Genomic DNA, 22186 nt, shown 5'->3' with positions numbered 1-22186 from the left:
TCATGCAAACCAATCTCGCCCCCGAATACCAAAACACCCCCGATGGCCTGGCGGCCGAAGCCATCTTGCGCAAGTGCGTGCACTGCGGTTTTTGCACCGCCACTTGCCCCACTTACCAGCTGCTGGGCGATGAGCTGGACGGCCCGCGTGGCCGCATCTATTTGATGAAGGCGGTGCTCGAAGGCGAAACGCCTACCCGCAAAACCCAGATGCACCTGGACCGGTGCCTGACCTGCCGCAACTGCGAAAGCACTTGCCCGAGCGGCGTGCAATACGGCCACCTGGTGGACATCGGCCGCAAACTGGTGGACGCCAAAGTCGAACGCCCCACCAGTGAAAAGCTGGTGCGCTGGGCGCTCAAAGAAGGTCTGCCTTCACCCCTGTTTGCGCCCGCCATGAAGATGGGCCAGATGGTGCGCGGCCTGCTGCCTGAAAGCCTCAAGGCCAAAGTGCCCGCACCCCAAAACGCTGGGGCTTGGCCCACCCGCACGCATGCCCGCAAGGTGCTGATGCTGGCCGGTTGTGTGCAGCCGAGCATGAGCCCCAACATCAACACCGCCACCGCCCGCGTGCTGGATGCTGCGGGCATCCAGACCGTGACCGCCCCCAAGGCCGGTTGCTGCGGCGCGCTCAAGTTTCACCTGAACGACCAGGGCGGCGGCAAGGACCACATGCGTGCCAACATCGACGCCTGGTGGCCGCTGGTTGAATCGGGCGAGGTCGAAGCCATCGTGATGAACGCCTCGGGCTGCGGCGTGATGGTCAAGGACTACGGCCATGTGCTCAAAGACGACCCGGTGTACGCCGACAAAGCCGCCCGCATCGGCGCTCTGACCCGCGACCTGAGCGAATTGCTGCCCGAGCTGGTGCCGCTGCTCCAGGCCAAGATCAAGCCCCAAGCTCTGCAAGCCGCAGGCCTGCAGGCCTACCACCCGCCTTGCACGCTCCAACACGGCCAGCAACTCAAAGGCGGCGTGGAAAAGCATTTGGGCGATTTGGGCTTCAAAATCAAGGTCACGGCCAACGAGTCGCACTTGTGCTGCGGCTCGGCGGGCACCTACAGCGTGCTCAACCCCGACTTGTCCAAGCAACTGCGCGACCGCAAGCTGGGCCACCTGAACGCGCTTGAGCCCCAGGGCGTGATCAGCGCCAACATCGGCTGCATCACCCACCTGCAAAGCGGCAGCGGCCTGCCCGTGCGGCATTGGGTGGAGTTGCTGGATGAGGCGTTGCTGGTCGGGTGACGATCCCATTGAGGTAAAACAAAATTGACATGATTTAAATTCATGGTAAATTTTGTTTCATGTCGAAACCCGCTCACGCCACAGAAATTCTGCCTGCTGCGGTAGCCCGCGCCCTGAAAGACTTGGGCGAAAACTTGGCCTTGGCCCGCCAGCGCCGCAAAGAAAGCCAGCGAACCTGGGCCAGCCGCCTGTCGGTCTCGGTGCCCACGCTCATCCGCATGGAGAAGGGTGATCCGTCGGTGGGTATGGGTGTGTACGCCACGGCCCTCTGGCTCATGGGCCGACATGCTGCGTTGCCTGAAGTGGCCGCACCTGCGCAAGACTTGAATGCCTTGGAGCAAGACATTGAAGCCGTGCGCCAGCGCAGCAAACGCTTGTCGCGCAAACCGGAGCAGGCGCTGTGAGCCAAGCTTATCAACCCCAAGACAGCATGAGCCTGTGGTGGTTGGGTGATCCGCATGCGCCTCAGCGTATCGGTACCCTGAGCCTGCAAGACCAGCGCCGCAAGGTGGCCCTAACTTACGACCCCACATGGCTGTCATCGCCCCAGGGCTTTGCCTTGAGCGAAGACCTGCCCTTGCGCACGGGGCTGATGTTGCCCGCCGAACGCGATACCGCAGCGGGTGCGGTGGACGATGCACGACCCGATCAATGGGGCGAGCGTGTCATCCGATTGATCGAGCGTCCTGCGCGTTTGTCTTTGCTGGAGTATTTGTACTTTGCTGGCGATGACCGCTTTGGGGCTTTGGGTGTCTCATTGCAAGCGCAAACTTATGCCCCCGCCACAACAGCGGCCATGCCCACGTTTGACGGACTGACCGACATGCATCAGGCGGTGCAGCGCGTCATGGCGGGTGATGCCGTCAGCGAACAGCAGCGTCGCTTGCTGCAGCCTGGCGTGTCGATGGGTGGCGCACGACCCAAGTCATTGATGCAAATCGATGGCGTGTCCTGGGTGGTCAAGTTTTCGGAAGGCGGTGAGCTGGACGCGCCACTGATCGAACACGCCAGCATGCAGCTGGCGCGCCGTTGCGGCATCCAAACGGCAGACACCTTGGCGCTGCCATTGCCGCAAGGCCACGCCGTGGCTGTCCGGCGCTTTGACCGCGCGGGCTCACAGCGCCTGCATGTCCAGTCCGCCTGCGTTGCATTGCGGGCCGCAGGTGAGGTCCTCGGCTACCCCGAACTGGCGCAACTAATTCGCCGCTTGGGGCGGCCTGACCAAGTGCGAGCGCAGCAGCAAGAGTTGTTCAGGCGCATGGTCTTCAACATCCTGATCGACAACACCGACGACCATGAAAAAAACCACGCCCTGGTTCGAGGCGCTGATGGTTTTTATGCGTTGTCACCCGCTTTTGATGTGCTGCCCGCAGCGCAAGGACTGGGCTATCAGCAAATGCGTGTGGGTGCGCAGGGTCATGAGGCCAGTATGGTCAACGCCTTGTCGGAGGCGCGTGCGTTTGGCCTGACGGACACTCAAGCTCGTGTGACTGTGGCTGAAATCGCCAGTCAGGTGGCGCAGTGGAAAGCGGTGTTCGAAGGTCTGAATGCTCGCGATGCGGACGTTGACCTGTTGGCGCAGTATCTGGATGGGGCTCATTTGCGTGAGCAACGTGCAACATTGAAATCCTAACGCCTGTCGTTCGAATGAACGGCCTGAGACTCCCGAAACCTGGTTCGCCAAGCTGAGTCCCAATCCCGAAAGTCCTTTCGCCCATCCGGCAAGGCCCGCGCCCGAGCACGCCAAAATGCCCACCCGGGTAGGATTCAGCGCTGGACGGCAGACCGCGCTTGATTAGCGCACACAAAGGACAAGACGATGGCGATACCTTGGTTGATGGCGCTCAAAGTGATTCCCTGGGGCGATGTGATCGAACACGCGCCTTCGGTGCTCAAAGCCGCACGCAAGCTGATGGACCGCCAACCGCCTCAGCCGCCCGGTCAAGCTGGCACCCCCGCCACAACCACGCCCGTCAGTGCGGTGCCCAGCTTGGGAGAGCTCAAAAACGCCTTGATCGCCGCGCAAGGCCAGATCGACCGCCAAGCCCAAACCCAGCGCGAACTCACCGAAACCCTGGCCGAGTTGGCCGAACAAAATGCGCGCTTGGTCAGCGCCGTGGAAATGCTGCGCTTGCGCACGCGGGTGTTGGTGTGGGGTGGCGCGGCTGTGTTGGTGTGGTTGGCGGTGCTGACTTGGTGGGCTTGAGCCAAGGAGGACGCGCGTCATCCATTTTGGCCAATGGGTGGCTTGGTTGTTGGGCTTTTGAACGCTTGACGAGCACGTCTGCACGCTACTGACACCCCGTTGTCAGTACCCCTCAGGCACAGTTCTCCCAGTGCACAGATGGTCTGTGCACCTTCAGGGAGAAAGACAAAAATGCAAAAAGTGATCGACTGGTTTGAGATTCCGGTGAGCGACATGCCGCGTGCCCAGGCGTTTTATGAGGCCGTGTTGCAAACGACTTTGCAGCGCCAAAGCTACGCGGGGCCGGGCATGCAGATGGCGGTGTTTGCGGGTGAAGGTGAGGCGGTCAAGGGCGCTTTGATGTCGGGGCACCCGGCTTTGCAGGTGGGCGCTTGCGGCACGCTGGTGTATCTGCACGCGGGCGCATCGCTGGATACCGCCTTGCAGCGCGTGGTGGCCGCAGGCGGACAGGTGGCCATGGGCCGGGTGGCTTTGCCCGAGGGGCTGGGCTTCATGGCGCACATGCTCGATGTGGATGGCAACCGGGTCGGCTTGCACGCGTACGCCTGACAATTTGCGTTTGATCTGTCCACCCCAACTGTTCATCCCATGCGCCGCGCTGACCGCCTTTTCCAGATTGTTCAACTCATCCGGGGCCGCCGCCTGACCACGGCCAAGTGGCTGGCGCAGCGCTTGGAGGTGTCTGAGCGAACGGTCTACCGCGATGTGGCCGATCTGCAATACCAGGGCGTGCCCATCGAGGGTGAAGCGGGGGTGGGTTATCGCCTGGGTGAGGGCTTTGACTTGCCGCCGCTGATCTTCACCCCGCAAGAGGCGCAGGCCTTGGTAGTGATGACGCGGGTGGCGCAGCAGTGGCTGGACCCGGCGCTGGCGCGTGCGAGCGAATCGGCTTTGTCGCGGGTGCTCAGTGTCTTGCCCGCAGGCCAGCGCCATGCGGCGCAGCACACGCCGGTGTATTCGCCGCCTTGGGGCTTGACCGCTGAGCAACAACCGCACTTGCAGCTGTGGCGCGAAGCCACACAGGGGCTGCACAAGTTGGCCCTGGTTTACAACGATGCACAAGCCCGCACCAGCGAGCGCACGGTGTGGCCCTTGGGCAGTTTTTTCTGGGGCGCGGTCTGGACACTGGTGGCTTGGTGCGAAATGCGTCAGGACTTTCGCAGTTTCCGACTCGACCGCATACAGTCCATCACAGTCTTGCCGCAGACCTTTCACTTGGTCGAGGGGCAACGCCTGATCGACTATTTGCGCCAACAAGGCGTGGACCCGCAGGCGTTGGCCGAGGGTCGATGAAGAGGACGTTTTCATGAAAATCGCAGAGATCGAAACGCGGGCTGTGTGGGGCCTGTCGGTGCGCACCCGAAACGCCGAAGAGATGCAGGCCGATACGGCGCGAATAGGCCAACTGTGGTCCGACTTTGCCGCGCAGATCGCGCCAAATCTGGCGAAGGGCGCACGGGTGTATGGCGTTTATCAGGGCTATGAGTCGGATGCCCAGGGGGCCTTTGATGTGCTGGCGGGCTCCGATGCCTTGCCCCCCGCCGCAGGTGATTCACTCGCTCTCACCCGAATTGACATCGCCCCCGGGCCGTATTTGGTGTTTGACGCGCCGGGGGCCATGCCCCAAGCAGTGGTGGATGCTTGGACACGTGTTTGGCGCTACTTTGCCGACCCTTTGTGCCCGCACCAACGGACCTACAGCACAGACTTTGAGTGTTATGCACCTGATGGGCTGACAGAAATTTTCATCGGTGTGCGGCCATCATGAACTACTGGATCGGTGTGGTCAGCCGCTCGCATGTGTTGCGAGGGGTGGCTGGTGGCTTTGCGCAGATGAACCACGGCAAGCAGGCGCCGCTCAAGCGCATGAAGGCGGGTGATGGCCTGATTTATTACTCGCCGCGTGAGTCATATCCCGACGGTGCGCCTTTGCAAGCGTTCACGGCCTTGGGGTTCATCCGATCGGGTGAGGTGTATGAATATGACATGACGCCCGATGGCGTGCCGGGCTTTGTGCCTTGGCGCATCGATGTGGATTACCAGCTTACACAGCCGGTTCCCATCAAGCCTTTGATTGCACATTTGGAATTCATCACCGATCAAACCCATTGGGGGGCAGTGTTTCGATTTGGCCAGCTCAAGATCAGCGAGGCTGATTTCCGAAAAATCGCAGCGGCGATGGGGTGTGGCCAAGCGTCCCAACAGGTTTCGCCGGTTCAGCCAGCGCTGTTTTGATCAAGCCGCCAGCGCCGCCTCAATGTCCTTGGCCATCTTCTCGGGTGAGTCCTGCGGCGCATAGCGCTTGATCACGCGCCCGTCGCGCCCCACCAAAAACTTGGTGAAGTTCCATTTGATGGCCTTGCTGCCCAAAATGCCGGGCGCTTCGGCGGTGAGCCATTGGTACAGCGGGTGTGCCTCGTCGCCGTTCACTTTGACCTTGCTCATCATCTGAAAGCTCACGCCGTAGTTCTTTTGGCAGAAGTTGGCAATCTGTGCGTCGTCGCCCGGGTCCTGGCTGGCGAACTGGTTGCAGGGAAAGCCCAGCACGGCCAGGCCTTGGTCGGCGTAGGTTTTGTGCAGCTTTTCCAGCCCGGTGAACTGGGGCGTGAAGCCGCAGGCGCTGGCGGTGTTGACGATCAGCATCACCTGGCCCTTGTAGCGCGACAGGGGCACGGTTTGCTGGTCGATGCTTTGGGCTTCGAGGTCGTACAGGCTCATGGGGTGCTTTCCGGTAGAAGTGGGCAAAAGGACATCATGCCAGCGACAGCCCATGGCTGTGCAAGTTGCGTCATTTGGCCTTGTGGGCCGGCCCTACGATGGACAGCAACGCCGCCAGCAAGATCAAAGAACCACCGATCAAGGTGCGGCTGTCCCAGCTGGAGGCCCCCAGAAGCACCGACGACACGCTGGCAAACAGCACTTCGGACAGCATGACCAGCGCTGTGGTGTGGGCGGCCAGACGGGCGGCGCCGTATTGCAGCGCCAGGTTGCCCAACAAAAAGGAGATGCTCAGCAGGGCGACCAGGGGCAACCAGCTCCAGGTGGGTGCCGCGCCGATGGCCACGACGCCCGAGGCCAAACCCACAAAGGCCGCCAGCGTGGCCATGACCGCGCCGCCACCAAACATGGCCAGGGTGCGCGACGAGCTGGGGGTGTCTTTGAGCTTGAGCAGCAAGGCGTTGGTGATGGCAAACGTCAGGCCCCCCATCAGGGCCAGGCCATCGGCCAGGCTCTCGGGCACGGGCCAGGGCGTTTCGGGGGTTTTGAGCACGATGAACAAACCGGCCAGAGCCAAAAGCAAGCGCAGCAAGGCCATGGGGGTGGGTTTTTCACCCAGCAGCCACCAGGCCACCAGCACGGACCAGGCCGGCATCAAATAAAACAGCAGCACCACGCGCACCACGTCGCCCACCGTGACGGCCCAGTTGAAGCCCACATTGGTCAGGCCCGAGGCCAGCAGCAAGAGCCACAACCCGGAGTGACCGCGCCAGCTTTGCAGCTGCCCGCTGCGCCACAGCCACAAGGCGATGGAAACGAAGACAAAGGCGTAGACCAGCGCCGTGGCCCACAGCGGGTGCAGGCCTTGGGACTCGAGTTGTTTGAAGGGCCACCAGCACACGCCCCAAACAAAGGCGTTGAACAGGAGCCCGGCAACCGCCAGGCTTTTGGGGGAGGTGTGGCCCATGCTTGGGGCAGCTTAAGAGGCGTCGCCAGAGGCTTTGGCAGCCCGCGTGGCTTGGCGCTTGCGCCACCAGCGCCAGCCCAGCCAGCCACCGCCGATGCCCAGCAGTGCAAAGATGCCGTACTGGAACTGGTGCAGCACGCCAAACATCCAGTCCCAGTTTTGCGCGCCAAAGTAGCCCAGGTACACCCAGATCGGCACGCTGATCAAGGCGGCAAAGCCGTCCATGAAAAACCAGGTGGAAAAGCTCACGCGGCGGCTCATGCCGGCCGAGAAGAACACCGGGGTGCGCAGGCCGGGCAAAAAGCGGGCCACGAACATGACCCATTTGCCGTATTTCTGGAAGGCGTCTTGGGCGCTGGCAAAGCGCTCGGGCGTGAGGATTTTGCGAAAGCCGGGCAATTTGGAAATGCGCTCGCCGTAAAGCCGACCCAAGGTGAACATCAGGCCATCCCCGACCATGACGCCCGCCATGCCCACCGCAAACATGGTGTGCACATCGGCATGCCCCAGACCTGCGATCACGCCGCCAGTGACCAAGGTCACGTCTTCAGGCACAGGAACGCCAAAGCCGCAAATCAACAGCATCACAAACACAGCCAAATAGCCGTATTCGGTGAAGATGGGCATCAAAAACTGAAAAACTTCCATGGATTACAAGGTTCAGCCAGCGCCTGAAAAGCTCAGACGGAATGCGCGGGGTTAAAAGGCAGCGGATCAGTGTAAATCATTTACAAACCCCTTCCAGAGACGGGTCAGACCGGTATTCCCAAGGCATGGCGGTCGAACCGCCATGTGAGCGGCGCGGATAAGCCTGGTTCGCGACAGCACTTTGCTGGCACACTTGCAAACCTCTTTTGTGCAAGCCCTGACACCATGCCCCGCCCCATCCAAGCCACCATTCACACTGCCGCCTTGCGCCACAACCTGGCGCGAGCCCGGCAAGCCGCGCCCGATGCCCAGGCCTGGGCAGTGGTCAAGGCCAATGCCTATGGCCATGGCATCGAGCGGGTGTTTGAAGGCCTGCGCGGTGCTGACGGCTTTGCCCTTTTGGACCTGGGTGAGGCCGAGCGGGTGCGCGCCCTGGGCTGGCGTGGCCCGATCTTGCTGCTCGAAGGCGCTTTTGAGGCGCGGGACCTGGAGTTGTGCTCGCGCCTGCACCTGTGGCACACGGTGCATTGCGACGAGCAGATCGACATGCTGGCACTGCACAAGACGCACGAGCCGCACCGGGTTTTCCTCAAGATGAACTCGGGCATGAACCGGCTGGGCTTTGCGCCGCAGCGCTTTCGTTCGGCCTGGACGCGGCTGAACGCCTTGCCGCAGGTGGATGAGATTTCGCTCATGACCCACTTCAGCGACGCCGATGGTCCCAAAGGCATCGCCGAGCAGATGGCCCGCTTTGAAGAAGCCACCCGCGACTTGCCGGGCGAGCGCAGTGTCAGCAACAGCGCCGCCACCTTGCGCCACGCGCAAGACGCCGCCGTCAAAGCCGACTGGATTCGCCCTGGCATCGCGGTTTATGGCAGCTCACCGGACTTTCCCGAGCACAGCGCCGCGCACTGGGGTTTGTTGCCTGCCATGAGCCTGAACGCCCGCATCATCGCCGTGCAGGATTTGCAGGCGGGCGACAGCGTGGGTTATGGCTCCAGCTTTGTGGCCGATGGCCCCATGCGCATCGGCGTGGTGGCCTGCGGCTATGCCGATGGTTACCCGCGCATCTGCCCCACGGGCACGCCCGTGCTGGTGGATGGCGCAAGGGGCCGCACCGTGGGCCGCGTGAGCATGGACATGCTCACGGTGGACCTGAGTCCCTTCCCCGATGCGGGCGTGGGCAGCACCGTCACGCTGTGGGGGCAGTCGGCCCAGGGCGCTGTGCTCAGTATCGACGAGGTGGCGCAAGCGGCGGGCACGGTGGGTTACGAGCTGATGTGTGCGCTGGCGCAGCGCGTGCCTGTGCTGGTGCAAGACTGAAAGCTTGCTGCGGGCGTGACATGGGCCTCAGGCCTGTGGCCGCACAATAGGGTTCATGCCCCATCGCGCACCACCTCACGCCCATGACCAACTCGCCTTGTGGGTGGCGCTGGTCCTGATCGTCATCTGGGGGGGCAACTTTACGCTGCAAAAGTACCTGTTTGATCTGATCACACCCGGTGGTTTTTTGTGGGCGCGTTACCTCATCATGCCCGTGTGCGCGCTGCTGTTGATGCGCTGGCGTTTTGGGCGCTGGCTGCCGCCGCTGCCGCGCCAGGACGTATTGCACATGGCTTGGTTGGGCTTCATTGGCCACTCTTTGCATGTGGGCCTCGTGTCGTACGGCGTGCATTGGTCCACCGCGTTCTCCAGCGCGGTCATTTTGGCGTGCGGGCCGATCTTCACCTTGTTGATTTTGCGCATCCAGGGCCTGGAGCGGCTGACAGGGGCGCAGCTGTTGGGCGTGGCGCTGGCTTTTGGCGGAGTCTTGATCTTTTTGTCCGACAAGTTACTGGGTGGCAACTGGCGCGCGGGCGGGGGCGATCTGGTCTTGCTGGTGTCTGCGGGGCTTTTCTCCTGGTACACCGTGGCGGTGAAACCCGTGATGCAAGAGCACGGCCCGGTGCTGACCATGGGTTACGCCACTTTGCTGGGCGGTTTGCCGGTCATGCTGCTGTCGCTGCCTGCAGGCATGGACGCGAACTGGGCCGCACTTGAGGTTTGGGATTGGGTGGGCCTGTTCTGGTCGGTGCTGGTGTCGGCCTTCATCGGCTGGCTGGCCTGGGGCTGGATCAACAACGTGCGCGGCGTGGCCCGCACAGCCCCTTTGATGTATTTGATGCCGCCCATGGCGGGCCTGTTTGCCTGGGCGCTGTCGGGTGAGCACTACACCTGGATCAAGATCGCCGGGGCCGGCGTGACTTTGTTGGGTGTGGCGCTGGCGCAGTACGCCGGGCAGATCAAGTGGCGGATGCGCTGAAGCGCATTCAGCGCAGCCAGGTGTCGTAGGCGGTTTTGCAAATCAATGCCATCACGACGAAGATGAACACTTGGCGCACAAAGCCAGCCCCGTGTTTCAGGGCCAGCCGGGTGCCGATCAGACTGCCCACGATGTTGGAGACCGCCATGACCAGGGCCAGATGCCACCAGACGTGGCCTTGAATGGCAAACAATATCAGCGCAGAAAAGTTGGTGGCGACATTGATGAGTTTGGCCGAAGCCGAAGCGTTCAAAAAGTCATAGCCCAACAGCCATACATAGGCAAAGACCAGAAAACTGCCGGTGCCTGGGCCAAAAAAGCCGTCGTAAAAACCGATCGTCAAGCCGATGCCCGCGGCAACCCAGGCCTCTTGCTTGCCTGCAAAACGGGGCGCATGGTGGCGGCCCATGTCTTTTTTGGCCAAGGTATAGACCAGCAGTGACAGCATCAGGATGGGCAGCATTTTTCGCAACAAACCGGGGTCGACCTGCGTGACCACCCAAGCGCCAATGGGTGAGCCCACCAGACCCGCCCCGGCCGCAGGCAGCAAGGAGCGCCAGGGCATGACCACTTTACGGCTGTATTGAATGCTGGCAAAGGCTGTGCCCCAGATTGCAGCGCTTTTGTTGGTGCCAAGCAAGGTGGCGGGGGCCGCGCCGGGGAAGGTGGCAAACAGCGCCGGAATCAGGATCAAGCCGCCACCGCCAACGATCGAGTCCATCAGCCCTGCCAGCAGCGAGGCCAGCGAAACAATCAGTAATTCCATGCAGGCGATTGTGGCATCCGCTTGTAGCAGTGGCTGTCTCTCAAAGGCTTCAGCAGCAGACAAAAAAAAGCGCCGCTTGCGCGACGCTTGGGAAAATCACACCTCGTTCGGATGTTGGTTCATGTTCGAATTCTCAGGGTATCGAGTTGTCTCCTCGGCCCTCGGGATGCAAGTACTGCTTTGCATCGAGTGATTGAAATGTAAGGGAACAAGCTCTCGATTTTTCTCAGGGATTTCCCCATTTGGGGGAAATCCCTGATGCCCATGGCCCCGCCACAGGTCAAAAAATGAACCTGCAGCCGCTTTTGGCAAGAAAAAGCCACCTGACGGTTAATGCCAGTCAGTTAAGAGCTGACTGGCATTTTTGCTGGGTATTTGGCTGTCTTTGTTTTGACAACCCGAGGGTATGAACGTTTACGCCTTGGCGGTAAAACAAATAAATGTGCCTGGTCAAACAACAGCTGCAACCGTTTGGGCAACGTCCCAGCCGACTCCAGTGGCGCAAAACGCAACAGATCAATGATGGCCATACTCGCAACTTGAAAGCCCATACGCAATGGCTCCACCTTCACGTGTGCAGCCATCTGGCGCATCAATCTGCGCAACAACGTATATGCAATCAGCAAGCCCCACAGCTCCTGTCGCACCAGCTGCGGCTGTTTGCTGCGCAGCGTCCATTGCGAACTTTGCAATGAGTGCTTGATCTCCCGAAATCCCAACTCAATCTCCCAGCGCTGCATGTACAGCTTGGCCAGTTCTTTGGCCGGATAGCGACTCGCATCCGTCAGCGATGTGATGAACCGGCGCTTCATGACTGTACGTATCCATCAGGCAGACTGCTCGAATTTGAGGCCAGCCACCCGAGCCATGTTGATTGCTGCTGCTGCCCAAGGCCAAGCGGTTGTCTGGGGTATCGGGTGTCGCCCAGACAACGCCATCAACGGCCAGAAGGCGCAGGCCCAGCACGCGCTGACAGACGCACTCGCAGGCTGTCCACCCCTGACAAAGCAGGCGAAACAAATGTGCCAAAGGCTCTTCGCCCAAACGTTGACGCCCGGCAACGGCAGCGCTGGGCACGCTTAAGGGTTGATTGTGCAACGTCAATTGCAGCTGCCTGGCCACGTCCCAGATGGGCTGATTGCGAAAAAGAGCCAATCCGTTGACCAGCCAAATAACGTGTTCGGCAGGCAGCTTGCGTCGTCGTATGGAGGCTTTGCCTGTGGCGCTCAGGACTTGGGTAATCCACTGAGGGTCGATAAGGCTGCTGAGTTGATCCAGCCGCTGGGGGGTGCGTTGAAGTGTTTGGGAAAGATCGTTTTGCAGCCAGCTCATGAAAAAGGGAACCGTGTTTGAACAGGGTTCCCTTTTTAAATTAAAACCAGTCAGCGCTTAACTGACTGGCATTAACCTGACGGTGGCTTTTGCAAGCAGGTCGAAACCCACTCTGAATCAGAAGCTGTAGCTCAAACCCACGCCAAAGCTGCGGATGTCGGCTTCTGGCTTGCGAAATTCGGCACGGACAGCCACTTGCTTGGTAGCTTGGTAGCTGAGACCGCCACCGTAAACCACGCCGTTGTCGAGTTTGATACCGCGATCGCGCATGTTGTTGGCGTCAGAGACGCGCATGCCGCCGTAGCCCAAACGACCATAGACGCTGACCGTGTTGGACACAGGCAGAGAGTACAAAGCGGACACGCTCATCTGGCTCACGCTGGCTTTGAATGGGCCAGAGCTAAAAGTGCCAATGCGGTTGCCGTTGGCTTCAAAAGCCAGGCCGTTGCCCAAGCGGTAACCCGCAAAAATACCGCCGCCAGTGGTGGAGGTGTCGCCATCGTAGCGGCTGTTGAACACTTCGGTACCCATGTAGTAGCCAGCCTTTTCTGCCTGAGCAGAAATAGCCAAAAGTGCCAAGGATGATGCAAGAATGAAATTTTTCATGGATTTAAATTGTTGACAGGTGGTTAAACCGACAAAATTGTAGCCATCAAAAGTATTCAAAATGATCTTCAATGCTGATTTTGTTTGTAACAACATGCAAACAATCAGAGCTGTCGGATGCCCCGCGTGGACTGACAGTCGGTGAGGGGCATCCCGTCGAAACACGAAAATCTGGACTTCAAACAAAGCTCGGAGCCAAGCCCCATCACTTGGCTGTGGGCATCACGAACTCAGCGCCCTTGCCGATGCTCTCAGGCCAGCGCTGCATGATGGACTTTTGCTTGGTGTAGAAGCGCACGCCCTCTTCGCCGTAAGCGTGCATGTCGCCAAACAACGAGCGCTTCCAGCCGCCAAAGCCGTGCCAGGCCATGGGAACGGGGATCGGCACGTTGATGCCGACCATGCCCACCTGGATGCGGCGCGAGAACTCGCGGGCCACGTTGCCGTCGCGGGTGAAGCAGCTCACGCCGTTGCCGAACTCGTGGTCGTTGATGATCTGCACGGCGGTAGCGAAGTCGGGCACGCGCACGCAGCTCAAGACCGGGCCAAAGATCTCTTCCTTGTAGATCTTCATGTCGGTGGTCACGTTGTCGAACAGCGTGCCGCCGAGCCAGAAACCGTTGTCGCAACCGGCACCGGCTTTGGAGCCGTCAAACTCGCGGCCGTCGATCAAGAGCTTGGCGCCTTCGGCCACGCCTGCGTCGATGTAGCCCTTGATGCGTTGACGCGCTGCGTCGGTGACAATGGGGCCCATCTCGGCGGCCAGATTTTCGCCGTTGAGCACCTTCAAGGTCTTGGTGCGCTCGATGAGTTTGGGGATGATTTTGTCGGCCACATCACCGACCAAGACCGCCACCGAAATGGCCATGCAGCGCTCGCCGGCCGAGCCGTAGCCTGCGCCGATCAGTGCGTCCACGGTCTGATCGATGTCGGCATCGGGCATGACCACCAAGTGGTTCTTCGCGCCGCCCAAGGCTTGCACGCGCTTGCCGTGGTGCGCGCCGGTCTCGTAGATGTAGTTGGCGATCGGCGTGGAGCCGACGAAGCTGATGGCTTTCACGTCCGGGTGCTCCAGCAGCGCGTCCACGGCTTCCTTGTCGCCTTGCACCACGTTGAACACGCCATCGGGCAGACCGGCTTTTTTCAGCAAGTCGGCGATGAACAGCGAAGGCGTTGGGTCGGTTGGGCTGGGCTTCAAGATGAAGGTGTTGCCTGCCGCGATGGCGACGGGGAACATCCACATGGGCACCATGACAGGGAAGTTGAAGGGCGTGATGCCCGCCACCACGCCCAGCGGCTGGCGCAGGGTCCAGTTGTCGATGCCGGTGGAGACTTGGTCGGTGAAGTCGCCCTTGAGCAGCTGCGGAATGCCGGTGGCGAATTCGACGATGTCGATGCCGCGGCTGACTTCGCCTTGTGCGTCGGTGAACACCTTGCCGTGCTCGGCGGTGATCAGGTGGGCCAACTCGTCTTTGTGGGTGTTCAGCAGTTCGAGGAACTTGAACATCACGCGGGCGCGGCGCAGGGGCGGGGTGTCGGACCAAGCGGGGAAAGCGGCTTGCGCGGCGGCCACGGCCTTGTCCACTTCGGCTCTGTTGGCCAAGGCCACGTTGCCGGTTACGGCGCCGGTGGCGGGATTGGTGACGGGTTGGCTGCGGTCTGACGCGCCTGCGGCGGTTTGGCCGTTGATGTAATGGCCAATTTGAGAAATGCTCATGATGAACTCCGAGTGTGTGGATTTGCACGCAGTTTAGGCACCCTCGATTCCCCCGGCAATGCCCCAAATCTGAATTGATTGTTCAAAATAATGAACAATACCTGCATGGAAGAGCAAAAAATCAACACCCTCTGGACCCACCTGCACTGGCTGAGCGTGCTGGCGCAGCAAGGCAGTTACACGGCCGCCGCCGCCCGTCTGGGCGTGAGCAAAGCGGCGATGAGCCAGCGTATTGCCGAGCTGGAACGGGCCGCCAAGGTGACCTTGGTGCAGCGCACCACCCGCAGCCTGCGGCTGACCGAGGCGGGGCAGCGCTTGGTGGATGAGACCCGCGCTTCTTTTGAGCAGATTGAGCAAAGCTTTGCTCAGGTGCGCGACTTGGCCGAACAGCCCAGCGGTTTGCTCCGCGTCACGGCCCCGGTGGCGCTGGCTCGCCAGCAACTGGTGCCGCTGTTCGCCGCTTTTTTGCAAGACTTTCCGGATGTGCGCATCGAGCTGGACCTGTCCGACCGCCTGAGCGCCTTGGCCACCGAAGGCTACGACCTGGCCATCCGCCATACCGCTCGCCCGCCCGACACCCATGTGGCCTGGGCGCTGTGCGCCACCGTTTCGGTGCTGGTGGCCACTCGCGCCTACATCCGCCAACACGGAGAACCGCAAACCCCCACCGAGCTGCAAACCCACAACTGCCTGCATTACCCACGTTCGCAAGACACGCCTGCATGGACCTTTGAGCGGCGAGAGTCTTTAGAGGCGGGCGAACGCGTCACGGTGCCCGTGAACGGCAACTTCGCCGCCAACAACAGTGAAGCCTTGCGCGAAGCGGCCATGACCGGTGCAGGCATCGCCCTCTTGCCCGACTTCAGCGCCCAAGCCGAATTGCGCAAGGGCCAGTTGGTGCGCGTGCTGCCCGGCTGGAAACCCGTGGGGGCCTTTGCCGAAACCATTTACGCCATCCGCCCCTACGCGCCGCATGTTCCTCGGGCGGTGGCGGCGTTGGTTGCGCATTTGAGGTCAGGTTTGGCGGCTGGGTTTGGCGTCTGAACCCGCAGTAAAGGGGCCGTTTAGCGACCGGCCAGCACCGGAAACAGCTTGTGCAGCCCGTCCGCCATCACCTCAACCGCCAGCGCGGCCAAAATCAAACCCATCAACCGCGTCATGACGTTGATGCCGGTTTTGCCCAGAATGCGGGCAATCGGTGTGGCCAATGAAAAGCACAGTGCGGTGGCCATCGCAATGACCACGCCGTAGCCGACCAGGGTGCCCAGTTGGGCGAAGTTCTTGGCTTTTTCGGCGTAAATCACCACGGTGGACATGGTGGCCGGGCCGGTCAGCAGGGGGATGGTCAGTGGCACCACAGCGATGCTGGCCCCCATGGCGGCTTTGGCTTCGGCGTCATGCACCTCGTCGGCATTGGCGCGGGCTTCGGCCGGTTGGGCGTTGAGCATCGACAAGGCGGCGGTCAGCAGCAGCAGGCCGCCGCCCACCTGGAAGCTGGCCAGCGAGATGCCAAAGAACTCCAGGATTTGCAGACCGAGCAAGGCACTGGCCGCAATGACCACGAAGGCGCTGAACGAGGACACCCAGATGGTGCGTTGGCGCTGGGCTCGGCTGAAGCCCTGGGTGTAGTGGATGAAAAACGGGACGATGGCCAAGGGGTTGACGATGGCCAGCAGGGTGATGAGTGGTTTGAAGTCCATCACCGCATTGTGCCCCTTCAGGTCACTTTCAGGGCTGTTTTCAGGCCGCAGGCGTGCGCCGTCTGAACATGCCCCAGCCTTCCATTTGCAGCACCTTGTCACCGTTTTGCTTGGACATTTCCCACAGGTTGCGTGTCATGCCCACATCGGGGCGTTTGCTCATGGGTTTGGTCTCGAGTACCGTGCTTTGCAGGTGCAGGACGTCGCCCGGAAACACGGGCTTGAGCCATTTGATACCTTCCAGACCCGGCGAGCCCAGGCTGGAGGTGTTGTTCAGGAAGTTCGTCACCATCAGCCGCATGGCCATGGCGCAGGTGTGCCAGCCACTGGCGGACAGGGCGCCAAAGACCGAGGCTTTGGCCGCTTCATCGTCCAAGTGGAACGGCTGGGGGTCAAACTGGGTGGCAAAAGCGATGATCTCTTCGCGGGTGGGGGTGATGCTGCCCAAATCGCGCACTTGGCCCACGGCCATGTCTTCCCAAAAGTATTTGATTTCGGCCATCAACGGCCTCCCGAAATGTCCAGAAAACTCATGGTGGTGTAGCTGGCGCTGTCCGACAGCAGCCAGACGATGCCCTGGGCCACTTCGTCGGCCGTGCCGCCGCGCTGGGCGGGCACCAGGTGCTGCAGCTCTTTGACCCGGTTGGGCAAGCCGCCCGAGGCGTGGATTTCGGTCTCGATCAGGCCTGGGCGCACGGCGTTCACACGGATGCCTTCCGCAGCGACTTCTTTGGCCAGACCGATGGTGAAGGCGTCAATCGCACCCTTGGCGGCGGCGTAGTCCACATATTGCCCAGGCGCGCCCAAACGGGATGCCGCGCTGGACACGTTGACGATGCTGCCGCCTTCGCCGCCGTGTTGCGTGCTCATGCGCCGCACGGCTTCTCGGGCGCAAATCAGGCTGCCGATCACGTTGATGTCGAGCATGCGCTTCCACCGGGCCACGCTCATTTCGTCGACGCGGGCTTTGACGTCGACCACACCTGCGTTGTTGACCAGACCGGTCAGCCGGCCGAACTTGGCGTCGATGTGCTCGAACATGCGCAGCACTTGGTCTTCTTCGGCCACGTCGGCCTGCACCGACATGGCTTGCCCTCCCATGGCCCGGATCTGGCGCACTACTTCGTCGGCGGCCAGCGAGTTGGCGGTGTAGTTCACCGCCACCGACCAGCCGTTTTGGGCCGCCAACAGGGCGGTGGCCGCCCCGATGCCCCGGCTGCCACCCGTCACCAACAAGACCTTGTTCATCGCGTGTCTCCTGCAAAAATGGTCGCTTGCGGTTACAACCGCAGCTTCTAAGATTACACAACACACAAGGAGACAGCATGGGTCGCACAGTGGACTATTACCTCGCACCGCAAAGCCCCTGGGCTTATTTGGGCCACCAGCGCCTGGCCGACATGGTGCAGCGCACCGGGGCCACGGTGCGCGTGATGCCCATCGACCTGGGCGGCAAGGTGTTTCCGATTTCGGGCGGCTTGCCCTTGGGGCAGCGAGCGCCGCAACGTCAGGCTTACCGCTTGGTGGAGTTGCAGCGTTTCAGCCGGCACCTGAATGTGCCCTTGAACCTCAAGCCCAAGTATTTCCCCGTCGGGGGTGACGACTCGGCCCGTCTGATCATTGCCGCGGATCTGGCCCAAGGCCCACAGGCGGCCATGAAAATCGCGGGCGCGATTTTGGCGGCTTGCTGGGCCCAAGAGCGCAACATGGCCGATGACAAGGTGTTGGCCGAGCTGCTGAGCGAGCAGGGGCTGCCAGCCCAGTGGATGGAGGCCTCGCGCAGCCAGGCAGTGCAAGAGCGCTACGAAAGCTACACCCAGGCGGCCATCGATACGGGCGTGTTTGGTGCGCCCAGTTATGTGGTCGATGGCGAGATTTTTTGGGGCCAGGACCGTCTCGATTTTGTCGAACGTGCTTTGGCGCGTTGAACCTGTCTGCACCTGAAAGGAAAACACATGGGATCGATGATTGAACTGAAATCGGCCGATGGCACGCAAGTGCCTGCCTACGAAGCACGTCCTGCTGGCACACCCAAAGGGGCGGTGGTGGTGATTCAGGAGATTTTTGGCGTCAACAGCCACATCCGCGCTGTGGCCGACGGCTGTGCCGCCGAGGGTTACCTGGCCGTGGCCCCGGCCGCGTTTCACCGCGTCAAACCTGGGGTGGCGCTGGGTTACACCGATGCCGACATGGGCGAAGGCTTTGGCTACAAAACCGCGGCGGAGGCATTGCCTGCGCCCGGCGTGATGCAGGACATTCAAGCCGCGATTGACCGTGCGGCCCAGGCCTCAGGCGGCAAGGTGGGCATCGTGGGTTATTGCTGGGGCGGCTTGCTGACCTGGCGTGCGGCCTGCACCTTGTCCGGCCTGAGCGCGGCGGTGCCTTATTACGGTGGCGGTGTCACTACCGAAGCCGAAACCGCTCGTCAGCCTCGCGTGCCTGTCATGGCGCACTTTGCCGACGAGGACAAGTGGATTCCTTTGGACACGGTCGAGACTTTCAAAAAGGCCCATCCTTCAGTTCAGGTGTTTACCTATGCCGCGCACCACGGCTTCAACTGCGACCAGCGCGGTTCATGGCATGCGCCCTCGGCCCAGCTGGCGCGAGAGCGCACGCTGGCGTTTTTCAAGCAGCACTTGGGCTGATCTGGCCGCTCAATCGCCAGTCCGTGCCAAGTAGCGCTTGCGCCAGAACACCAGGCCCATGGTCGTGGCAATGGTCCCCATGCCGCCCAGCGTCCACCAAAACGCGCTGGCGGTGTGCAGCCAGGGCATGAATTCGAAGTTCATGCCGAACACGGCCGCGATCAGGTTCAGCGGCAAAAAGATGGCGGTCAGCGCCGTCAGGGTGCGCATGATGTCGTTGGTGCGGTTGCCTTGGGCGTTGAAGTGCATTTGCACCGCCGTTTCGGTGTTGTGCTCCAGGCGCCGTACATGGTGGACGACACGGTCAATGTGCTCCAGCACATCGCGGCAGCGCACCCGCAGCAGCTCGTGTTCGCGCAGCGCGGCCGGGTCTTCGCTCACCACCCAGTCGTCCAGGGTTTCGTTCCAGTTGAGCATGGCCGTGTGCTGATCGTCGCACAGGTCTTCAAGCTGGTGCAGGGCCAGGCGGGCTTGCAGCAAGGCGTCCCAACGGCGAAAACGTGCGCGGGGATGCAGCAGCTCGGCCTGCCAGTGGTCGAGTTGGCGGCTCAGTTCGCGGCGCAGGTCCAGGTAGGCGTCCACCATCTGGCTCACGATGCGCAGCATCATGTCGGCAGGGCTCAGTGGGATGCCGCGTGCCCCGGCCGAGCGGGGGTCGTTGGCTAAGGCCTTGTCGCCTGTCGCGTTCAACAGGCGGCTGGCATAGGCTTCGCGCACGGCGCAGTCGTCGGGGTGCACGCTCAGCAGCACCCGCTCAAACACCGCAAAACCCACCGGGCTGGTGTCGATGCGCTGCAAGATGGGGGGGCCGGGCCGTTTGCCCGGGGCGTGTGGGGTCTTTGTTTCGCTGTGACGGGGTGCGGTGCCCGTGTGCTGCGCCAATCGGCGAAACACCAGCAGGTCGTAGTGCGAGGTGAAGTCGTAGCGCGAAGGCAGTTGGCCGTTGAGCAAGTCCGAGACATGCAGGTCCACCAGGCTTTGGCCTGTCAGCTGCTGCAGGCTGGTCTGGATGGCGGGCAAGTGCTGCTCAAAATGCGAGCGGGAAAAAGCCAGCCAGAGAAAGCCTTGCTCGGGCAAAGCCTGGGGCAACGCGGTCTCAGAGCCTTGTGAAGGCCAAGCCTGCACCTGGTTGCCCTGGATGCCGAACACCCGCACACCGGGCACTTCGGCAGGGCTGTGGGCGTCTTTCAATGGGTGGCGATCCAGCGTGCGGCGTCGCGGGCAAAGTAAGTCAGCACGCCATCGGCACCCGCCCGCTTGAAGGCCAGCAGGCTTTCCATCATGACCAGGTCGTGGTCCAGCCAGCCGTTTTGCGCAGCGGCCTTGAGCATGGCGTATTCGCCCGAGACCTGGTAGGCGAATGTGGGCACCTTGAACTCGTCTTTGACGCGGCGCACGATGTCCAGGTACGGCATACCGGGTTTGACCATGACCATGTCGGCGCCTTCGGCCAGGTCCATGGCCACTTCGCGCAGGGCTTCGTCGGTGTTGCCGGGGTCCATCTGGTAGACCTTTTTGTTGCTCTTGCCCAGGTTGCCGGCCGAGCCCACCGCGTCGCGGAAGGGGCCATAGAAGGCGCTGGCGTATTTGGCGCTGTAGGCCATGATGCGGGTGTGGATCAGGCCGCGCGCCTCGAGCGCCTGGCGGATCGCGCCGATGCGCCCGTCCATCATGTCGCTGGGTGCCACCATGTCCACGCCCGCTTCGGCTTGGGTCAGGGCTTGCTGCACCAGCACGGCGGTGGTTTCGTCGTTCAGGATGTAGCCGGTCTCATCCAGCAGGCCGTCCTGGCCGTGGCTGGTGAAGGGGTCGAGCGCCACATCGGTCATCACGCCCAACTCGGGAAAGCGTTTTTTCAGCTCACGCACCACGCGCGGCACCAGGCCGTTGGGGTTCATGGCTTCACTGCCTGTCGGGTCCTTCAGGCTGGCGTCGATCACCGGGAACAGGGCCATGACCGGGATGCCGAGCTTCACGCAGTCTTCGGCAACCGGCAGCAGCAGGTCCAGACTCAGGCGCTCGACACCGGGCATGGAGCCCACGGCCTGGCGCTGGTTTTGCCCGTCCAGCACAAAGACCGGGTAGATCAAGTCATGCGCTGTGACCCGGTGCTCGCGCACCAGGTTGCGGGTGAATTCGTCACGGCGCAAGCGGCGTGGGCGGTTGGCGGGGAAGGGGGCGACAGGGTTCATGTCGAAAATTGTGCCTGAAGTCCCCGTGGATGCCAAAAGTTGCAGGTTGCGCGCAGTCGCTCAGGCGGCAGTTTGGGTGACCAGAACGGCACGCCGACCACAAATGATAAAAACAACATAAAAGACAAACACATGCTTGTTATTGGTTTTGTTATTTGATAAATTCCACCTCGGGCAGCTTGCTGCCTCCCGCTTTTCCTCCCTGAGCGGGCGCCTTGATGTGTGACAGCAAAAAGGCTTCCTGCCCTCGGCCTCTGGTCGGGGGTTTTTTTTGCTCCGCGCACAGGCCCTTGGCTCGGGCATCACTGGCTACACTCGACGCATGCTCTGGATCAAAGCCCTTCACATCGTTTTCATCGCCAGCTGGTTTGCTGGTCTGTTTTATTTGCCTCGCATCTACGTCAACCTGGCCATGGTGCCGGCCGACTCGACCGCCGAGCGCGATCGCCTGCTGCTGATGGCGCGCAAACTCTTCCGTTTCATGACCATCCTGGCCGTTCCGGCCTTGGCGCTGGGCCTGTGGCTTTGGCTTTACTACGGCATAGGCATGGGTCCGGGCCAAGGCTGGATGCACGCCAAACTGCTGATCGTGCTGGCTTTGTTGGGTTACCACCACAGTTGTGGTGTGCTCCTGCGCAAGTTCGAGAACGGCCAGATGCAGCGCAGCCATGTCTGGTTTCGCTGGTTCAACGAAGCGCCGGTGTTGATGATGTTCGCTGCCGTTGTGTTGGTGGTGGTCAAGCCTTTTTAAGGCCTGACAAGCAAGGCTTATGCGCAAGCCAACCTGGCGCAAAACAACCGCCTGGCCTTTGTTTTGGCTGTATGCGGTCCTGATCGTCTACGCCAGCCTGTACCCGTTTGAAAACTGGCGGTTTCAGGGCCTGGTGTCCTGGTCATTCCTGACGGCACCCTGGCCACGTTACTGGACCGGGTTTGACGTGTTTTCCAATGTGTTGGGCTATGCCCCCTTGGGCTTTTTGCTGGCGCTGGCCGTGCACCGCAGCCGCCGACACTGGCCAGCCGTCACCCTCGCAGCTTTGGTGGCAGGAGGCTTGTCCTTGGCGATGGAGTCGCTGCAGATGTTCTTGCCGGTGCGGGTGCCTTCCAACCTGGATTGGGTGCTGAACGTGGGCGGGGCCTGGG

Annotated in this window: 28 protein-coding genes; 15 read left to right on the top strand and 13 right to left on the bottom strand. The window is 61.5% G+C overall.

Annotated features, from left to right (window positions below):
* Nucleotides 1-2: 2 nt before the first annotated feature.
* From glcF to QZ190_RS12580, 8 genes are all read left to right on the top strand, one after another.
* Complete coding sequence (gene glcF, locus QZ190_RS12615; RefSeq protein ID WP_291916824.1) at nt 3-1244, top strand: glycolate oxidase subunit GlcF; 1242 nt, start codon at nt 3-5, stop codon at nt 1242-1244.
* Between the two features lie 59 nt (nt 1245-1303).
* Complete coding sequence (locus QZ190_RS12610; RefSeq protein WP_291916823.1) at nt 1304-1648, top strand: XRE family transcriptional regulator; 345 nt, start codon at nt 1304-1306, stop codon at nt 1646-1648.
* Nucleotides 1645-2877, top strand: a complete 1233-nt coding sequence (locus QZ190_RS12605; protein WP_291916821.1) for a type II toxin-antitoxin system HipA family toxin — start codon at nt 1645-1647, stop codon at nt 2875-2877. Before QZ190_RS12610 ends, QZ190_RS12605 begins: the two co-directional genes overlap by 4 nt.
* Before the next feature lie 186 nt (nt 2878-3063).
* On the top strand, nt 3064-3450 hold the full coding sequence (locus tag QZ190_RS12600) for a hypothetical protein (protein ID WP_291916819.1): 387 nt from the start codon (nt 3064-3066) through the stop codon (nt 3448-3450).
* Between the two features lie 171 nt (nt 3451-3621).
* Nucleotides 3622-3999, top strand: a complete 378-nt coding sequence (locus tag QZ190_RS12595; protein ID WP_291916817.1) for a VOC family protein — start codon at nt 3622-3624, stop codon at nt 3997-3999.
* Between the two features lie 39 nt (nt 4000-4038).
* Nucleotides 4039-4743, top strand: coding sequence for a YafY family protein (locus QZ190_RS12590; protein WP_291916815.1), 705 nt, complete (start codon nt 4039-4041; stop codon nt 4741-4743).
* A 13-nt stretch (nt 4744-4756) separates the two neighbouring features.
* Nucleotides 4757-5218 carry a GyrI-like domain-containing protein gene (locus tag QZ190_RS12585; RefSeq protein WP_291916813.1) on the top strand — a complete coding sequence of 154 codons (462 nt, stop codon included), beginning with the start codon at nt 4757-4759 and terminating at the stop codon, nt 5216-5218.
* A complete protein-coding gene (locus QZ190_RS12580; RefSeq protein WP_291916811.1) occupies nt 5215-5685 on the top strand; it encodes an EVE domain-containing protein in 471 nt (156 codons plus the stop codon). The genes QZ190_RS12585 and QZ190_RS12580 overlap by 4 nt, the downstream gene beginning before the upstream one ends.
* Here the strand turns inward: QZ190_RS12580 and QZ190_RS12575 are convergent, their stop codons facing one another.
* From QZ190_RS12575 to QZ190_RS12565, 3 genes are all read right to left on the bottom strand, one after another.
* Nucleotides 5686-6168 carry a glutathione peroxidase gene (locus tag QZ190_RS12575; RefSeq protein ID WP_291916809.1) on the bottom strand — a complete coding sequence of 161 codons (483 nt, stop codon included), beginning with the start codon at nt 6166-6168 and terminating at the stop codon, nt 5686-5688.
* Nucleotides 6169-6238: 70 nt separating this feature from the next.
* The gene (locus tag QZ190_RS12570) at nt 6239-7135 is read right to left on the bottom strand and encodes a DMT family transporter (RefSeq protein WP_291916807.1); all 897 of its coding nucleotides are present in this window, start codon (nt 7133-7135) and stop codon (nt 6239-6241) included.
* Nucleotides 7136-7147: 12 nt separating this feature from the next.
* Nucleotides 7148-7783, bottom strand: a complete 636-nt coding sequence (locus QZ190_RS12565) for a DedA family protein (protein WP_291916806.1) — start codon at nt 7781-7783, stop codon at nt 7148-7150.
* Nucleotides 7784-8008: 225 nt separating this feature from the next.
* Here QZ190_RS12565 and alr point away from each other — a divergent pair, with 225 nt between their 5' ends.
* Nucleotides 8009-9106: an alanine racemase gene (alr, locus tag QZ190_RS12560; protein ID WP_291916804.1), complete on the top strand. Its 1098-nt coding sequence runs from the start codon at nt 8009-8011 to the stop codon at nt 9104-9106.
* Nucleotides 9107-9161: 55 nt separating this feature from the next.
* Nucleotides 9162-10085 (top strand): DMT family transporter, encoded by a 924-nt coding sequence (locus QZ190_RS12555; protein ID WP_291916802.1) that lies wholly within the window; start codon nt 9162-9164, stop codon nt 10083-10085.
* 7 nt (nt 10086-10092) lie between these two features.
* Here the strand turns inward: QZ190_RS12555 and QZ190_RS12550 are convergent, their stop codons facing one another.
* The 5 genes from QZ190_RS12550 to QZ190_RS12530 form a co-directional block, all read right to left on the bottom strand.
* A complete protein-coding gene (locus QZ190_RS12550) occupies nt 10093-10851 on the bottom strand; it encodes a TSUP family transporter (protein ID WP_291916800.1) in 759 nt (252 codons plus the stop codon).
* A gap of 344 nt (nt 10852-11195) precedes the next feature.
* Nucleotides 11196-11591: a hypothetical protein gene (locus tag QZ190_RS12545; RefSeq protein ID WP_291916798.1), complete on the bottom strand. Its 396-nt coding sequence runs from the start codon at nt 11589-11591 to the stop codon at nt 11196-11198.
* On the bottom strand, nt 11572-12183 hold the full coding sequence (locus QZ190_RS12540; protein WP_291916796.1) for a transposase domain-containing protein: 612 nt from the start codon (nt 12181-12183) through the stop codon (nt 11572-11574). Before QZ190_RS12540 ends, QZ190_RS12545 begins: the two co-directional genes overlap by 20 nt.
* Nucleotides 12184-12300: 117 nt before the next feature.
* Nucleotides 12301-12789: a porin family protein gene (locus QZ190_RS12535; RefSeq protein ID WP_291916795.1), complete on the bottom strand. Its 489-nt coding sequence runs from the start codon at nt 12787-12789 to the stop codon at nt 12301-12303.
* Between the two features lie 205 nt (nt 12790-12994).
* Nucleotides 12995-14506 (bottom strand): CoA-acylating methylmalonate-semialdehyde dehydrogenase, encoded by a 1512-nt coding sequence (locus QZ190_RS12530; RefSeq protein WP_291916793.1) that lies wholly within the window; start codon nt 14504-14506, stop codon nt 12995-12997.
* Nucleotides 14507-14611: 105 nt separating this feature from the next.
* Between QZ190_RS12530 and QZ190_RS12525 the strand changes: the two genes are divergently transcribed.
* Nucleotides 14612-15550, top strand: coding sequence for a LysR family transcriptional regulator (locus tag QZ190_RS12525; RefSeq protein WP_291916868.1), 939 nt, complete (start codon nt 14612-14614; stop codon nt 15548-15550).
* Nucleotides 15551-15570: 20 nt separating this feature from the next.
* On the opposite strand, the gene QZ190_RS12520 is transcribed toward QZ190_RS12525, so the two are convergent.
* The 3 genes from QZ190_RS12520 to QZ190_RS12510 are packed head-to-tail and all read right to left on the bottom strand — an operon-like array spanning nt 15571 to nt 17454.
* Nucleotides 15571-16206 carry a MarC family protein gene (locus QZ190_RS12520; protein ID WP_291916791.1) on the bottom strand — a complete coding sequence of 212 codons (636 nt, stop codon included), beginning with the start codon at nt 16204-16206 and terminating at the stop codon, nt 15571-15573.
* Nucleotides 16207-16246: 40 nt separating this feature from the next.
* Nucleotides 16247-16708, bottom strand: coding sequence for a MaoC family dehydratase (locus QZ190_RS12515; protein WP_291916789.1), 462 nt, complete (start codon nt 16706-16708; stop codon nt 16247-16249).
* Entirely contained in the window at nt 16708-17454 is a 747-nt protein-coding gene (locus tag QZ190_RS12510; protein WP_291916788.1) for an SDR family oxidoreductase, read from the bottom strand. Before QZ190_RS12510 ends, QZ190_RS12515 begins: the two co-directional genes overlap by 1 nt.
* Before the next feature lie 77 nt (nt 17455-17531).
* Here QZ190_RS12510 and QZ190_RS12505 point away from each other — a divergent pair, with 77 nt between their 5' ends.
* Both QZ190_RS12505 and QZ190_RS12500 read left to right on the top strand, forming a co-directional pair.
* Complete coding sequence (locus QZ190_RS12505) at nt 17532-18134, top strand: 2-hydroxychromene-2-carboxylate isomerase (RefSeq protein WP_291916786.1); 603 nt, start codon at nt 17532-17534, stop codon at nt 18132-18134.
* A 27-nt stretch (nt 18135-18161) separates the two neighbouring features.
* Nucleotides 18162-18851, top strand: coding sequence for a dienelactone hydrolase family protein (locus QZ190_RS12500; protein WP_291916784.1), 690 nt, complete (start codon nt 18162-18164; stop codon nt 18849-18851).
* 9 nt (nt 18852-18860) lie between these two features.
* On the opposite strand, the gene QZ190_RS12495 is transcribed toward QZ190_RS12500, so the two are convergent.
* Together QZ190_RS12495 and hemB are read right to left on the bottom strand one after the other, a co-directional pair.
* Nucleotides 18861-19991, bottom strand: a complete 1131-nt coding sequence (locus QZ190_RS12495; protein WP_291916867.1) for a magnesium transporter CorA family protein — start codon at nt 19989-19991, stop codon at nt 18861-18863.
* A gap of 47 nt (nt 19992-20038) precedes the next feature.
* A complete protein-coding gene (hemB, locus tag QZ190_RS12490) occupies nt 20039-21043 on the bottom strand; it encodes a porphobilinogen synthase (RefSeq protein WP_291916782.1) in 1005 nt (334 codons plus the stop codon).
* 322 nt (nt 21044-21365) lie between these two features.
* On the opposite strand from hemB, the gene QZ190_RS12485 reads away from it, so the two are divergent.
* Both QZ190_RS12485 and QZ190_RS12480 read left to right on the top strand, forming a co-directional pair.
* A complete protein-coding gene (locus QZ190_RS12485; RefSeq protein WP_291916781.1) occupies nt 21366-21794 on the top strand; it encodes a CopD family protein in 429 nt (142 codons plus the stop codon).
* Nucleotides 21795-21813: 19 nt separating this feature from the next.
* Nucleotides 21814-22186, top strand: a 373-nt coding sequence (locus tag QZ190_RS12480) for a VanZ family protein (protein WP_291916778.1), incomplete at its 3' end; no start/stop codon positions are given.

Source organism: Limnohabitans sp. (assembly GCF_017848645.1).
Lineage (GTDB): Bacteria > Pseudomonadota > Gammaproteobacteria > Burkholderiales > Burkholderiaceae_C > Limnohabitans_A.
This window is presented reverse-complemented; position numbering and strand designations above follow the sequence as displayed.